The sequence below is a fragment of the Hymenobacter setariae genome (assembly GCF_007713685.1).
Lineage (GTDB): Bacteria > Bacteroidota > Bacteroidia > Cytophagales > Hymenobacteraceae > Hymenobacter > Hymenobacter setariae.
Window position 1 is genome coordinate 765722 of the sequence record NZ_VMRJ01000003.1, and the last position, 13083, is coordinate 778804.

A 13083-nucleotide genomic window follows, 5' to 3' on the forward strand; every position below is an offset into this window, starting at 1 on the left:
TACGCATAATATAAGTTTTTGAAATTAAGTATTGTAATAAATTTTTATATAGGCTGCGAATGCAACTTCTTGTAATAGTTCTATGAAATCGCTCGCATATTAATGTCTTGAAATAGAGCGCTTTTTCCTTTTGACAGATAAGGCAGATGTAGTCCTTTGAGAGAGTGGCCAGTGACATGGCCATTATACTCTCTTCCTTTTCCTACATTTTATGAGACCTAGATTACTTACCTGCTTATGGCTTATATTGCTCTGCTGCTACAAGTCTTTCGGCCAGACATACACGCTGTCTGATTTTAAGCTAAATGGTAACGCTACTTCGCTTGCGATAAATGGCCCTTCGGGACCAGTAGATTATTTGGTTACTGTGCGGCGTGCGGCGGGGAGCGTTAACGAGGGTACTATCAAAATTTTTGCAGGTAGTTCAACGGCGGCTTCTACTAATACTAATGCCATTTCTAGTGCTATTAATACTGATCCTAACAGGTGGACTACCAGTGGTAGCTTTCAGTATCAAACACTAAGAAGTAGTTTCTCGGCTAGTACTAGCAATCTAACTGCTCCAAATAACTACGCCTATGCAGTTGCACTAGACATCAATAACTCGGCTCTTGTACTGGGCTCAAGCTCTGGCATCGCGGTTACTTTCGCCCCACCCCCTAGTGGCGGTGGCAGTAGTAATCCTTACTTCAGTGTTCAGGATGCTAAGCTGGACCCCTACCCCGACAGGTCGCAAAGCAAGTATTTATATGCAGAATATGGAACTCCCTTGACAATTAAGATTATAGGTGCCGGCTTGCAATACGTAACTAAAGTTACTATTGACGGAAGATCAGTAGCTATCCAATCTGCTACAACTTCCCAGATAGTAACGGTACCGATCACGGTGCAAGGGGACTATAGCTATACAGCAGATTTAAATGTGATAGGTCAGGGCTACTATGTAAATATTCCCGTCCGCATGGTAGTTCCCTTGTCGGCGTTTACACCATGTGCTCCCTCCGAGATTTGCGCGACACAGCAGTGCGTGACTATGGGAGGTACAGTAGGGCTGATTCGCGGCAGAATATTGGCCCGCTCCTCCTATGATTTCGACGAGTACATTTATAACCGCCGGTACTCTTCGCCTCTTAGTGGAGATAACACTACTTTTGCTAAGCAAGAGGAAGATGAATCCGTACAATGGCAGGCCAGCACCGATGGCTCAAACTGGTACGACATTTCGGGCGCTAACGACCGTAACTACCAGCCTGGCCCACTTAGTCAGACGACATATTTTCGTCGCGATTCTGATCATAAAGAAGGTAGCTTAGGTAGCCGTGCTCATTGGTATACCTCTAATGTTGTAGCTATCAATGTAATCCCTCCAGCCCCCGTCTTTACTAGTTCCACCTACTCCTCTTGTGGCAATGGCAGTGTCATACGGGTGGGTGTGAATCCAGTGCAAGGTGCCGTTTCTTATAATTGGTGGGTCCCGTACCAGGGCTGGGCGATGAGTACAGACGGACAGAACTTCACGAACTTTGGAGGAGGCAGCTATATTGTCCCCACTAACCAAATCTATATCCGAGTACCTGCAGGAGCCTCTGGGGCATACAATATCGCCGCTAGTACAAACGGAACTAACGGCTGGACTCCTTATGGTCCTGGGTTGTGCGATCACTCATCGGACGCCAATGCCACTATCAATGTGACTCCTGGTAGTGGGGCGGTGGGGCAACCAACCGGTCTGATGGCCACGCGCAACAGAACAGGCTGTGAAACTTATTACACTGTAACGATGCCTGTCGTGGCGGGAGCTACGAGTTATCAGGCTACCCTCGGGGGCTACACCGCTGCCGGCTATGTGAGTGGTAGTACAGTTTATTTCCCTCATACCTACTACCCCGATTGCAGTTCTGCTTACTCTGTTTTTGGCACCGTTACAGCAACAGGCCCGTGCAATAGCGTGACAGTAAACGCAGGGGTCAGTATTAATATGCTCAAGGGATGCAGTACGTGTCCCTCCGGGTACAGAGAGGCTAGCAATGCAAAGAATGCAACTATGCAAAGCTCTGTAGAACAGCCTGGCCAGCCAGGTATATATCCTAATCCAGCCAGTACAGAATTGCATATCAATCTCGGGGGGCAGGAAGCAGTCGCTCATCTCTACAACAGTGTAGGTGATATAGTACAAGAAGCTACTATTCATGAGGGAGTAGCTGATACTATTCTGAATGTACAAGCGCTTCCACAGGGCTTATATCACCTTCGCGTTATTCAGCGAGATGGTAAAACGGAAAATCACCAAATCAAGATTGCTCGTTAAGCCATACTATCAGAATAAACTCCGGCCGGTTAGGTTGAGGCTTCTATTTGAGTAGAAGAATCCGCAACGCCTTTCTATGTTCACAATCTAAAAAGGCCAGCTCTACTAGGGCTGGCCTTTTTTGTGGAAATGGGGAAAGCTGACTAGAAAAGTCCATAGCTCCCAACTTTATAAGTAGCAAGTTCACTACCCACACCACCAGTTGCAGTCGCTCCGGTGACCAGCTCAGTTGGACGGCCAGCCAGTACAGGAATTTGCTTAGCTAACCGTCAGCAAGTCCTCTAGCCGCGTCGTGAAAGCTCCCGACTGCCACTGCGCCTGGCCTTGCCAGGGTGCCCGCCCACCAATTAGCGTCGTAGGCACAGCACTCCCCAGTCTCACCGTGCCACGGCCAAAGCGCGCGTTCAACCCATCGAGCGTGGTCATGAGTTGCGGCCGGTCCGCACTCACCTTTGCTGCTGCTTCGGCAACTGGTGCGGCGGGCGCAAATAACCCAAGCTGCTGACCCGTAGTAGGCGGCTCTAGCCCGTCGAGCACTACACCCGCCTTGTGGTAGGTGCAGCCCGGCTCCAGGATTTTACTTAATAAATGCCCCGCATATTGAGCCAGTACGCGCGTATCAGCCGATGGCCCGCCGGGCAGCGTCAGTGTAGCCGAGCGCGAGTAAGGTGGGGGTACTTTCGGGTCAAAGCGATTCTTCTGCACGTACACCGTCAACACGTAGGCCTGGTCACCCTGGGCGCGCAGCTTCTCGGCGGCGCGCGTCAGAAACGAGGCCACAGCGGCCCGCACATCGTTGTGCGCCGTGAGCGGCCGCCCGAAGGTGCGCGAGCAGCTGATGCTCTGCCGGCTCAGTGTGCCGTCCTCACTGGGGTGCAGTCCTGAACACGGGTAGCCCTGCAGCTCGCGCACCAAGCGCGCGCCGACCACCCCGCCGAGCATCTTGCGGGCCCAGGCCTCGCTCACCTTGGCGAGGTCGGCGGCCGAGTCGATGCCGGCCGCCGTAAGCTTCTGGGCATACTGACGACCAATGCCCCAGACATCGCTGACGGCTACTTGCTCGAGGGCCCAGGCCCGACGTTCGGCCGAGTCGAGGTAGAGCACGCCCCCTAAGTCTGGATTCTTTTTAGCTACTCGGTTGGCCAGCTTGGCCAGCGTCTTGGTCGGGGCTACCCCTAGGCAAGTCGGGATGCCCGTGCGGGCCTTGACGTTCGCCCGAATCGTGTGCGCGAAAGCTTCCAGCCCGCCCCCTAGGTAAGGCTGCATGTACTGGTCGAGCCCGTGCAGGTCGAGGAAGGCTTCGTCTATGGAGTAGATTTCTACTCCAGGCGTTACTTGGCCTAGGTACCACATCACCCGCCGGCTCATGTCACCGTAGAGCGCGTAGTTCGACGAGAACACCTGCACCCCGTGCTGGCGCAGCACGTCCTTGACCTGAAAGTAAGGAGCCCCCATAGCTAGGCCTAACGCTTTGGCCTCGGCTGAGCGCGAGATAATGCAGCCGTCGTTATTGGAGAGCACCACGACGGGCCGGCCCTCAAAGCGCGGTTGAAAAACTCTCTCGCAGCTGACGTAGAAATTGTTGCAATCCAGGAGGCCGAACATAGACTAGTCGCGGCTGAGGAGTAAAGCATTGAGCTTACCCGGTATCAACTCGTGCACCACGTGCGTGACCACGCCCCAAATGTGAATTTCCTCACCCGTGCGAATGCGGTAGGGCTCGAAGGCTGGATTGGCCGGCACCAACCACCAGTCCTCGCCCCGTCGCTCCAAGCGCTTCACTGTGCAGTCTCCCTCGACTACCGCAACGACAATGTGGCCGTGGTCTGCGGGCAAATGCTTATCGACTGCCAGCAAGTCGCCAGGATGAATTTCCGCCCCTGACATGCTCTCGCCCGTCACGCGTACCAAGTATGTGGCGTCAGGATGGCGAAACAGCAGTTGGTTGAGGTCGAACAGCGCCTCGATATGGTCATCGGCCGGCGAGGGAAAGCCAGCGGGCACGAGACACGCAAAAACGGGCAGGTAAGCAGGCATCACCGCCTCGGGGACGGGTACGAGAACGACGTCGTGCATAGGGCGGAGGGAAAGCGGGACTCTAAAGAAACGACTACTAATTACATTAGTTTATAAATAATAAAATTTATATACTTTAAAGATATTGACAGTCAGTTAAAAATGTTTTCGTATTGCTGTTATGTTTAGTCAAGATATTGCTTCGGACATACGTGAGTATATGAGCCAATAGTATTGGGGAAGTTAAAGGCTGCGAGGTCGGAGATGAAAGCATAACCCAGCGGTAACCTGCGACACAGAGCAGCTCCGGATTTTTGTAGTCCTATCCTTACCCTTTTCCTTTTTCCTTGTGAAGCATTTGCTTACTCGCATTGGGTCCCTGACCCTACTGGCGGCACTGGCCGTTTCCTGTGCCAAAATGGAGAGCGTTGCCCCAGCCTCGCAGTCCACGTCTCTCTCCAAGACGAGCACGTCCTCGGCCACGCAGGCCACCGCCTCGGCTACCCGGGATAACAACCTCGCCCTAGGTAATCCCAGCGGCGCCGTGGCCAGTACCTCGTACCCGAGCAACTATTTGATGACCAAGTCACAGTACACGCTAAGCTACAATCGTGACCAGGGCAAACCCAACTGGGTGTCGTGGCACTTGAGCAGCGCCTGGCAGGGCAGCACGGCGCGGCAGGATAATTTCTCCCCCGATGCCACTCTCCCATCGGGCTGGTACCGAGTAACGACCAGCGACTACACGGGTTACGGCTTCGACCGGGGGCATAACTGCCCCTCGGCGGACCGCACCGGCTCGGTAGCCGATAACTCCGCTACCTTTCTAATGACCAACATGATGCCCCAGGCCTCGGTCAACAACCAGCAGACCTGGGCTGGCCTCGAGAACTACTGCCGCACGCTCGTGTCGGCCGGCAACGAACTCTACATTATCTGTGGGAGCTACGGCAAAGGGGGCACGGGCGTCAACGGCTACGCTACCACCATCGCCGGCGGTAAGGTGACCGTACCGTCCAACTGCTGGAAAGTAGTCGTTGTACTGCCGGAAGGGAGCAGTGATGTATCGCGTATCACTACCAGCACCCGCGTTATTGCCATCAATACACCCAATACCACTTCCATTGGCACGGCCTGGGGTGCCTATCGCACCAGCGTTGACGCTATTGAAGCTGCCACAGGCCTAGACCTGCTCTCGGCCCTGCCGCTGAGCATTCAGAACACGTTGGAAGCTAAGGCGGATGCGGGAGCAACTAATTAAGCAACGGCCTCCCACCTAGGAATGTAAAAGCCTCGCCCACCGGCGGGGCTTTTTATTGTTCTGGCAGCCGTATCCCATGCGCATACTCCTCTAGTGGCTCGCTATTGCTAAAGCTACGCAGCACGTTAGCCCCCTGTTTGCAGGAATCAATGCCCACTTCCGCAAAGAAGCCGCGGCCCCCATCAGGCAGATGGTAAAGGGCTATCATTCCTTCCTCTGCCCAGCGCCGGGCTAGATAGGTGCCCTTCTTCAGTATCCAAGTTAGCTGAAACGCGGGGGGCATTCGAACGAAAGTGTAGCATGTCATGCTGCTGGTGGGTAAACTCATGTAAGGTTTCTCTTAAGGCAAGGAGCCACTGCTTTATCTTTTAGCGGGCAGCTACTCAGCCTGCTTTCCTTCGGCTAAGGTGCGTAACACTCGTTGCACCACCGGTAGAACTCGGATAACCTGCGCTTGTAGCTGGTCCCACTTAACGGCCGGCGGCACGCTTGCTCGTAGGTCTTCGCTGGCAACGTAAGCCTTGATGGTGAGCTCATGGGGCAGCCGCGCATCGGTTAAGTAGCGATGTAAGATGTGATTCGCCTCGAGCAGGGACAGGCGAGCAAACGTCCAGTCCGCTGGCCAACTGCCGTCTGCTCGCCGTACATGGGCTAAATATGCTGAAAGTTTAACTCGTCTATTCATGCTTAGGTCAGGGAGCGGTAGCCCTGGTAGGGGGAAGCTGCGGGCTGCCTAGTCGGTTGTTGACACCTGCGTAACCAGTCCTCGGCTTCCGCCACGTCATGGAAGAGCTGCAACTCAAGCGAATCGACGACATGGTTACGCGGATACTTGAGCAGCATACTATCGTGACGGGTATCCGCCTGCACGACATGGGCTACGTAGCGCAAGCCGAGGCGCTGTGCCTGGGGTAGCCAGGCGGTTTCGAGCCAGCGTGTCGAATCAAACCAAGGGCCCTTTAGCTCCACATTATCGTTGAGTAGGTACAGGCAGTGAAAGGGTCCTACCTGATCTAGGTAGTTGCGGGCGCCCCTCATGGCTTGTTCTGGGTTGATATACCCTGCCCAGGTGGCCCGTAACCAACCGTCGGCTTTTTCATAAGTGAGCGTGCACTGACCGCCTGTAGGGAAGAGCAGGGAGTTAAGCAACATGAGCAGGCGCGTTACGGGAGAAAAACAGAAGCTTGGTCACAAATATTAGGGCTCTGCTATGCCTGCGCAAGGTGTTGGATACGGGTTTTGGTACAGTATTAATACTATATTTTCGTCGTATTATTACGCAAGGCGTTCCTGCCGCCTTTGTCTTCACATATGTCTCTCCGGTTATAGTATGGCTTCCATAGGCTCTGTTGTCACCCCAGTCGAAAAGGTAGCAGAAGCACTTATGAGCTATTACCGCCAGGCTGACGAATGGCTGGCAACTGAGGAAGAACTACTTACCTGGTTTGCGACGCTCGCGCCCCACCAACGAGTGGCTGTACATCTGATAAATCCCAGTCATTGGCTAGGGCTGCCCGAGTGCCGGCGATATGTGCTGCAATCCCAGGGTTACTCGCTCTCCACTTATCTGGCCTCCCACCTTACAGCAGCAGAGTTTGCCTATTGGCTAGCCCTAGCCGATGACCTCTTCTAGGTAGCATAGCGCTCACTGCTAGGTGAAAAAAGCAGCAGAATTCCGGGTAAATACATAATGAAAACCCGTATCTGCCACCTTGTCCAGCGCCTTGCCTAGCAGAAATTTGTGGAGAAGCTTTGAAATGGCTATCTCCTCTCATCTTACTCGCTATGGCATACGACTACCGATTTGGCCCTGCTGCCCAAACTCCTGAACAGCGGGCGTGTGTGCTGACGCAAATGCAGGACGTTATTCCCAGCTTGAAGACGAAAGCCACAGCCTACGCCCGTCAGTTGTACGCGCAGTACATAGCAGGCGAGCTGAGTTGGCTCCAAGTGCGCCAAGCTCTTGATGCGGCTACTCCCCTGACCTGAATCAGCCAATTAAAGTCCAGCGTTGGCCCCCCATACCAGCGACTGGCACTACTATAAAAAGGCCCTATCCTAACAAGGGGCTTTTACTGATAATCCTGTGGAAAGGTGTTTTTTTCATTCTTCAGAAAGCCTCACCTGTTTCGGGTGAGGCTTTTTATAGCTCATCTGGCAGCCGCACGTAATAGACATACTCCTCCAGTGGCGCATTATTGCTGAAGCTGCGCAATACTACCGCGTCTTGTGTAGCTGCGTCATATCCCACTTCCACAAAGAACCCCCGTGCCTCATCTGTCAAATAGTAAAGGTTAACGCCACTTTCACCATTCCAACGTTGCGCCAAAAAGGTGCCGTGCTTGAGCGCCTTAGCGAGTTGTAAGAGCGGGGGGAATGATTGAAAATCTTGGAGCGACATTGATGGCGAAGAAAAACCTCAACTGGTCAGGTTTAGGCTTTTTGTGGGAAGGCAGATAGTACCACAATGCCTTATTCAAATGACAGCAGCCTTTAAGTAGACCAGGTTATACTAGTTGATACTGCACACGCGCAATTGGTAGAGCAGCCCAGAATGGAGATGGTAGCGCACCTCGACGAGCAAGTTGGTGGGGAGATAGTACAACGCCACATAGTAATCTGTCTCCCACCGGGAGGGGCGCACTCGCCCGTGGCTGGCCAGTAGTTCCAGCTGCTTTGCTACTGGCAAGGCCAGAAAGTCGACGGTCATCATGCGCGTTTCGCGGGAGCTATAGGGCCAGCTACGACCGGGCAATGCAGCCAGCGGTAAGCCGCCTCTGCATCGGTAAATGTGTCCACCAGCGGCTGTTGCAGGCGCTTAAGCACTTGGTAAGTGTCGCAGAATGCCTGAGGGTTGCTAGGCAGTACCCAGGCAATGGCCTGAATTCCCACCTTTGCCAACTGCAGGAAGTACTCTTCCGCTAGCCAGCCAATAATTTCATTCCACCCATTCTCATCCAGCAGCGCGTCATTGAGCAGCTTCGTGCTCTGCGTGGCGCGGGCATGTTGTAGAATCTGCGCATAATGCTGGCGCGTCACCTCGCCGGTGTGTGGACCGCGCCAACTCGCATACAAGCAGGCATCGGCTGGATTATGGGTAAGCAGGAAAGGCGGTGAGTCTTCTAAGAGTAGCATGAAGGGTGGATAACGCCACTCCCCACTGCCGCGCTCAGTACTGACTACGAAAAGCCCCAGCACTGGCGGCCGGGGCGAGGGGCCAAAGAGTAAAGAGTAAAACAGTCCATCGCAAGAACTGCTAGGTAGGGGCAGCGTAGATCTTACAGTGGGGCCGGAGGCACTACTACTGCTAGGTAAAGCTTGCCGGAGCAACCAGCCTGCTGACTGGCTCAAAAAGCGTGCACCCACGCTTCTTCCACTAGAGAGTAAGGCGCCATGAGTCGCTGGTCACTTAGGATACAGTGCCAGCCCTTGGCGCGGAGAAGCGCGCCAGCCTGCGCCAGCAGCACCGCGAGGTCCGTGCCTTGCCGGGGGCCGGCATGGTAGCAGACCAGCACGTAGTATTGCGGCTGGGCCTGCAGGTATCCCGCCGCATTTTCAAAGTGTACAACTTGAGTACTAGGAAGCATCGCGAGGGGGTGTAACCAGTAGGTCTTCCTCCGCATCTTGCGCGCTGGGCGCAAGGACTCTGCTGCTATTAAGGCAATAACCTCCTCGATAGAGAGAGAGCCATAGATAAATTGCTCCAGCAGTTGTCGCTCGTAGGGCCCTGGGGCTAAGCCAGTATCCTTGGTCACATTTAAGGCCCGGGTTACCAGATTACGCCGTTGGGACTCGGTTTGCATGCCGCAAAAATCACGACTTGCTGCGCTAGAAAGACTACGCGAAAAGCAGTATAAATACTGTGCGACATACGTATTTATAGCATACGTATTTATAGCATCCGTATTTGGCACAGGTAATGGCAGTAAAAATTGCCATTGTTTCTCGTATTTATACTCTTGCGACTACGGGAGGCGAGGCTAGAAATTTGGGGATGGCATATGAGCGAACTACACGGCGTACCTTAGTGAGAATCGTCCTTTTAATGACCGCAGATACTACTCTGACAGTTAGCTTGCCAGATCGCAAACTGCTCGCCCAGTTTGTACGTGGGGTCATCACGCTGGAGCAGTTACTCAGCTTAGTGGAGGATCGGCTAGAGACAGCGAAGGCAATGGAGCTGGTAAGACAGCTAACGAAAAGCAACAGCCTTTTAAAATTGCGTGGGCGATAGAATAGCGTCCTACTGAAGACTAAAACGCGAGCAGTATTTTATTCTTAGTGAGCGAGCTGTTACTTCTCGGTTGTAGCGCAGAACTGGCTACTTGTTGCCGTTGGCTTTTACTTTCTATTATGCTTCGACAATGAAGAATATATCAGCGGTCGTACTCAGTGGAGTAGGAAGACTGCTAGCGACAGTGATACTTACAGCATTGGTAGCAGGTCTAGTGTATAAAGCTAACTTGTTACCTTGGCTTCAACCTGTACCTGAACACGCAGCCTTGCGCAGCCCGCTAGTTAAATGAAGACCGCTATAGAAATAGCCTGACTGAACAAATGGGCATTTAGTTTTCTATTCGGGCAACTGTACATAGCTTGCATAATCCTCCAGCGGCCCGCTGCTGACAAAGCTGCGGAGCACGACGGCCTGCCCTCGGCCATCATCAAGGCCGACCTCGACAAAGAAGCCACGCCCCTCGTCTTCGCAGTGGTAGAGGTTGACGCCGCTTTCGTCGTCCCACCGCTGGGCGAGGTAGGTGCCATGCTTAATAACCCAATAGAGCTGCACAACAGGGGAGAGCAGTTTAAAGGCATATAGGCTCATGCTACACAAATTGAGTAGTTGACGCCGGTATTGGTTGACGCGACTGTTGCCAAGCACGGTAGGCGCGCCAGCTCAAGAGTAGCAGTAGTAGGATAAGAAGCGTAAAGCTTAGGCGTCGATTCCAGCGAGTTACGTAGCGTAGGCGGCGGTGGGTGTACATGATGCAAATAAAAGTCTTGGTCGAGCAGGTCTAAACTTTTAGGGTAGCAGCTTGCCTTAGGCCCATGCCGCGGCGCTGCGGCCATCGGTGGGCTCTACTATGCCGTAGCCCGCATCGCGGTGCGGGCTGGGGTTAGGGAATAGTGTCGGGTATATTCGTGGCCATGAAAATTTTCGCTATCTGCGCGTGTGTACTGGGCGGTGCCTGCCTGCTAAGCGTTGCACTCGGCGTCGTGGGCCTGGCTATGGGCGGCTACGCGGTTTGTTTCATCTTTGGTCTTGCCGGCCTGGTGGTCGGCGCGCTCGTCGGGCTGGTTGTTGGCATTCTCACTAGTAAGTAGAGCCTAGGCTAGGCAGCTTGTGGGTGGGTTGGCATCGACTCGGGCGGCAGTGCGCGGCAGTAGTTTCGCAGGGTGAAAGACAGTGTAAAGGGACTGCTCATGCTAGGGCTGCTAGCCAGACTCGGTGCCTTGGCCTTTGCGAGTGAAATAGGCCAACTTTTTGATGGAGACTTCTGGATGATTGTAGCGACCATTAAGCTGGTTTTGGGGATCATATTGGCTATAGGCCTCTATATGCTTTTAAGCTTTTCAAGAAGAGAGCCTAGCTGTTTCTGAAGGTGCAGCATCTGGTTGAGGTAGTAGAGTAGCTTCGAGGCGCAACTGGTCGAGGTAGTCGGCTATTTCGCCAGCCGACACAGCGGGGTCATCGTAGGAGCTCTTGTGAAGCGGGTGTGGTCGTGTGGAGTAGGGAAGTGAAGGCGGAGCACATACCATTATGAAATTGTTATCCAGGAAGCAAGCGTGGCTGCGGACCGTATAATTGGTCTGGCCCTTATCTATTTATCTATTCTACCGCTTGAGTACTAATCCTTATTTAAATCCTTATACACTTCCTAGATAAACGTCCTGCATTTTTCAGCCAACGTTGAGCAGTTGCTTACCTATTATGACAGCCAAACCAGAATGCTTAAGTGACTTATGGCAACCTGAGACGTTGCCACAGCCTGCGGAAAAATCTAGTGTGAAGAGCACAGAGGCGTGTGAGCAGCACGTACTGAAGGAGGGCACTTTCCAACTGACAGGCTGGCGAGGGGCCGGTTGGCGGATGGTATTTCTGGATGAGCCGAAGCAGAAAGGGTAGCCAGGGCACGACTGCCTCGCCGGGCGAGAGGTGCGGGGCGTCGTAAAGAAGTATGTTACCGAATAGAGAAAAGATTGCCTACCTTCATAGGCATGATGGTACTTCTAGTGGATGCAGCTGTACCTATCCTGGATGGCAGGCTGTTCTTTGTGCTCGCCTCAGTGGTCTTACTACTTGGCATTGGTGTGCGGGTATGGCTAGGACAGGGCGGCGGTAGTGTAGGAGAATTGAACGCTACCAAATGGCTGGGGCGCCTATTAGCCGGGGGCGTGGTGCTGGTAATAGTCTTTCTCATTTGCTTGGCAGAGTGGATGAAGAAGCACAGTTGAGGGAGGGAACGAGCTTTCATATAGCTGTGCTTTCTTTGCGTATGGATATGGAGGATGGGTTGCGGTACTTAATCGTAGGTGGCCTGGCTGTGAAACTGGTGCTGCTTGGGAGCCTGCTCGTGGGCTGGGGTCGCCAGCTCCGGCGGCGCTAAGAGGTTGGCATCCTGCCTGGGTCCATCGGCAGGTAGTAGCACGTCAGTGCAGTGGGTATCGGGGGTTGAGAGAGGTGGCATGAGGTAGCGTATTTTTGAGATGTGAGGCTGTCCCTCTTACTTGACCAAGCCTACGTATCCATGGTGTACTCCTTAGTCCTGCTTAGCATTCTGGCCGTAGGCGGGCTTAGCGAAATGGGGGTACTGCTGTGGGTGTTGAAGCTAAAAGAGCGAGGGGTATTAAACTGGGGACAAGCTGTTGCGGCTTGGCTTCTCAGCAGCGCACTAGTGTGGTTCCTGTGGGACACAATTGGGGAGTACGTGTTCCGGTAGCTAGCTCATCCGCTTGCACAGTCCTACACTTGCAGCACTTTGTGACTTAGTTGGCCTCGACTCGGGCGGCGGTGCGAGGCATCAGGCAGGGGCTCATCAGTTACTTTTGAAGATGCCTTGCACCCTCCTGCTTTCGCCTATTCTCCACGGCTCGCTAGTGGGACCGGTACTCGCCGGACTGGCACTAGTGCTGCTGTTTCTTGCCGTGGGGGGGGTGGCTGCTACGCGGGGGTATCCGGTTACTGCGCAACGGGCATAAAGGCACTGGCACCTTAGCGCTCATGATGGGCCTAGGTTTTTTGCTATTCGTATGCTGGTTCCTGAGGGAATTTTTGCGCTAGCATCCTGCTTGGGGTCCATCGGAGGCAAGTGGCACCGCTAGCAGTAGTGGTAGAGGCTCAGCACTTCGCCGCAGCTCGTGCAATGGGTATCGGGGTTGGGAATGGGCATAAGGCGAAGTAGTTTTGAGGTATGTTATTGACCCTCTTGCTGTCAGATGAGTATGGAATTGGTGTGCTAGCCTTGCTTGTGCCGGTGTTCCTAATGCTTGAGGTGTG

The 13083-nt window shown here is 53.6% G+C and carries 15 protein-coding genes; 8 read left to right on the plus strand and 7 right to left on the minus strand.

What is annotated here, in order from left to right:
* Window positions 1-211: 211 nt before the first annotated feature.
* On the plus strand, window positions 212-2308 hold the full coding sequence (locus FNT36_RS14265; protein WP_144848863.1) for a T9SS type A sorting domain-containing protein: 2097 nt from the start codon (window positions 212-214) through the stop codon (window positions 2306-2308).
* Window positions 2309-2566: 258 nt separating this feature from the next.
* Here FNT36_RS14265 and FNT36_RS14270 read toward each other — a convergent pair whose 3' ends face one another.
* Together FNT36_RS14270 and FNT36_RS14275 are read right to left on the minus strand one after the other, a co-directional pair.
* Window positions 2567-3913 carry a Y-family DNA polymerase gene (locus tag FNT36_RS14270; RefSeq protein WP_144848866.1) on the minus strand — a complete coding sequence of 449 codons (1347 nt, stop codon included), beginning with the start codon at window positions 3911-3913 and terminating at the stop codon, window positions 2567-2569.
* A 3-nt stretch (window positions 3914-3916) separates the two neighbouring features.
* Window positions 3917-4384 (minus strand): LexA family protein, encoded by a 468-nt coding sequence (locus FNT36_RS14275; protein ID WP_144848869.1) that lies wholly within the window; start codon window positions 4382-4384, stop codon window positions 3917-3919.
* A gap of 289 nt (window positions 4385-4673) precedes the next feature.
* On the opposite strand from FNT36_RS14275, the gene FNT36_RS14280 reads away from it, so the two are divergent.
* The 4 genes from FNT36_RS14280 to FNT36_RS14295 all read left to right on the plus strand — a co-directional run bounded on the left by FNT36_RS14280 (window position 4674) and on the right by FNT36_RS14295 (window position 7574).
* The gene (locus FNT36_RS14280; protein WP_233635917.1) at window positions 4674-5585 is read left to right on the plus strand and encodes a DNA/RNA non-specific endonuclease; all 912 of its coding nucleotides are present in this window, start codon (window positions 4674-4676) and stop codon (window positions 5583-5585) included.
* A gap of 783 nt (window positions 5586-6368) precedes the next feature.
* Complete coding sequence (locus tag FNT36_RS25815) at window positions 6369-6500, plus strand: hypothetical protein (RefSeq protein WP_262712173.1); 132 nt, start codon at window positions 6369-6371, stop codon at window positions 6498-6500.
* 469 nt (window positions 6501-6969) lie between these two features.
* On the plus strand, window positions 6970-7218 hold the full coding sequence (locus FNT36_RS14290) for a hypothetical protein (RefSeq protein WP_144848875.1): 249 nt from the start codon (window positions 6970-6972) through the stop codon (window positions 7216-7218).
* A gap of 152 nt (window positions 7219-7370) precedes the next feature.
* Entirely contained in the window at window positions 7371-7574 is a 204-nt protein-coding gene (locus FNT36_RS14295; RefSeq protein ID WP_144848878.1) for a hypothetical protein, read from the plus strand.
* Between the two features lie 154 nt (window positions 7575-7728).
* On the opposite strand, the gene FNT36_RS14300 is transcribed toward FNT36_RS14295, so the two are convergent.
* From FNT36_RS14300 to FNT36_RS14310, 3 genes are all read right to left on the minus strand, one after another.
* Window positions 7729-7986, minus strand: coding sequence for a hypothetical protein (locus FNT36_RS14300; protein WP_144848881.1), 258 nt, complete (start codon window positions 7984-7986; stop codon window positions 7729-7731).
* A 111-nt stretch (window positions 7987-8097) separates the two neighbouring features.
* On the minus strand, window positions 8098-8298 hold the full coding sequence (locus FNT36_RS14305) for a hypothetical protein (RefSeq protein ID WP_144848884.1): 201 nt from the start codon (window positions 8296-8298) through the stop codon (window positions 8098-8100).
* Window positions 8295-8720: a hypothetical protein gene (locus tag FNT36_RS14310; protein ID WP_144848888.1), complete on the minus strand. Its 426-nt coding sequence runs from the start codon at window positions 8718-8720 to the stop codon at window positions 8295-8297. The genes FNT36_RS14305 and FNT36_RS14310 overlap by 4 nt, the downstream gene beginning before the upstream one ends.
* A 284-nt stretch (window positions 8721-9004) precedes the next feature.
* On the opposite strand from FNT36_RS14310, the gene FNT36_RS25495 reads away from it, so the two are divergent.
* Window positions 9005-9187, plus strand: coding sequence for a hypothetical protein (locus FNT36_RS25495; protein WP_233635918.1), 183 nt, complete (start codon window positions 9005-9007; stop codon window positions 9185-9187).
* 971 nt (window positions 9188-10158) lie between these two features.
* Here the strand turns inward: FNT36_RS25495 and FNT36_RS14320 are convergent.
* Window positions 10159-10410, minus strand: coding sequence for a hypothetical protein (locus FNT36_RS14320; protein ID WP_144848894.1), 252 nt, complete (start codon window positions 10408-10410; stop codon window positions 10159-10161).
* 323 nt (window positions 10411-10733) lie between these two features.
* Here FNT36_RS14320 and FNT36_RS25500 point away from each other — a divergent pair, with 323 nt between their 5' ends.
* Both FNT36_RS25500 and FNT36_RS14325 read left to right on the plus strand, forming a co-directional pair.
* The gene (locus tag FNT36_RS25500; protein WP_233635919.1) at window positions 10734-10910 is read left to right on the plus strand and encodes a hypothetical protein; all 177 of its coding nucleotides are present in this window, start codon (window positions 10734-10736) and stop codon (window positions 10908-10910) included.
* 894 nt (window positions 10911-11804) lie between these two features.
* Window positions 11805-12041: a hypothetical protein gene (locus tag FNT36_RS14325; RefSeq protein ID WP_144848897.1), complete on the plus strand. Its 237-nt coding sequence runs from the start codon at window positions 11805-11807 to the stop codon at window positions 12039-12041.
* Between the two features lie 68 nt (window positions 12042-12109).
* On the opposite strand, the gene FNT36_RS25505 is transcribed toward FNT36_RS14325, so the two are convergent.
* Window positions 12110-12274: a hypothetical protein gene (locus FNT36_RS25505; RefSeq protein WP_233635920.1), complete on the minus strand. Its 165-nt coding sequence runs from the start codon at window positions 12272-12274 to the stop codon at window positions 12110-12112.
* Window positions 12275-13083 lie beyond the last annotated feature (809 nt).

Coding starts and splice junctions, on each gene's coding strand:
- FNT36_RS14290 (WP_144848875.1), top strand. CDS start 6,970: ATGAGCTATTACCGCCAGGCTGACGAATGGCTGGCAACTGAGGAAGAA.
- FNT36_RS25815 (WP_262712173.1), top strand. CDS start 6,369: ATGGAAGAGCTGCAACTCAAGCGAATCGACGACATGGTTACGCGGATA.
- FNT36_RS14270 (WP_144848866.1), bottom strand. CDS start 3,913: ATGTTCGGCCTCCTGGATTGCAACAATTTCTACGTCAGCTGCGAGAGA.
- FNT36_RS25505 (WP_233635920.1), bottom strand. CDS start 12,274: ATGCCACCTCTCTCAACCCCCGATACCCACTGCACTGACGTGCTACTA.
- FNT36_RS14310 (WP_144848888.1), bottom strand. CDS start 8,720: ATGCTACTCTTAGAAGACTCACCGCCTTTCCTGCTTACCCATAATCCA.
- FNT36_RS14275 (WP_144848869.1), bottom strand. CDS start 4,384: ATGCACGACGTCGTTCTCGTACCCGTCCCCGAGGCGGTGATGCCTGCT.
- FNT36_RS14325 (WP_144848897.1), top strand. CDS start 11,805: ATGATGGTACTTCTAGTGGATGCAGCTGTACCTATCCTGGATGGCAGG.
- FNT36_RS14320 (WP_144848894.1), bottom strand. CDS start 10,410: ATGAGCCTATATGCCTTTAAACTGCTCTCCCCTGTTGTGCAGCTCTAT.
- FNT36_RS14305 (WP_144848884.1), bottom strand. CDS start 8,298: ATGATGACCGTCGACTTTCTGGCCTTGCCAGTAGCAAAGCAGCTGGAA.
- FNT36_RS14300 (WP_144848881.1), bottom strand. CDS start 7,986: ATGTCGCTCCAAGATTTTCAATCATTCCCCCCGCTCTTACAACTCGCT.
- FNT36_RS14295 (WP_144848878.1), top strand. CDS start 7,371: ATGGCATACGACTACCGATTTGGCCCTGCTGCCCAAACTCCTGAACAG.
- FNT36_RS14265 (WP_144848863.1), top strand. CDS start 212: ATGAGACCTAGATTACTTACCTGCTTATGGCTTATATTGCTCTGCTGC.
- FNT36_RS25500 (WP_233635919.1), top strand. CDS start 10,734: ATGAAAATTTTCGCTATCTGCGCGTGTGTACTGGGCGGTGCCTGCCTG.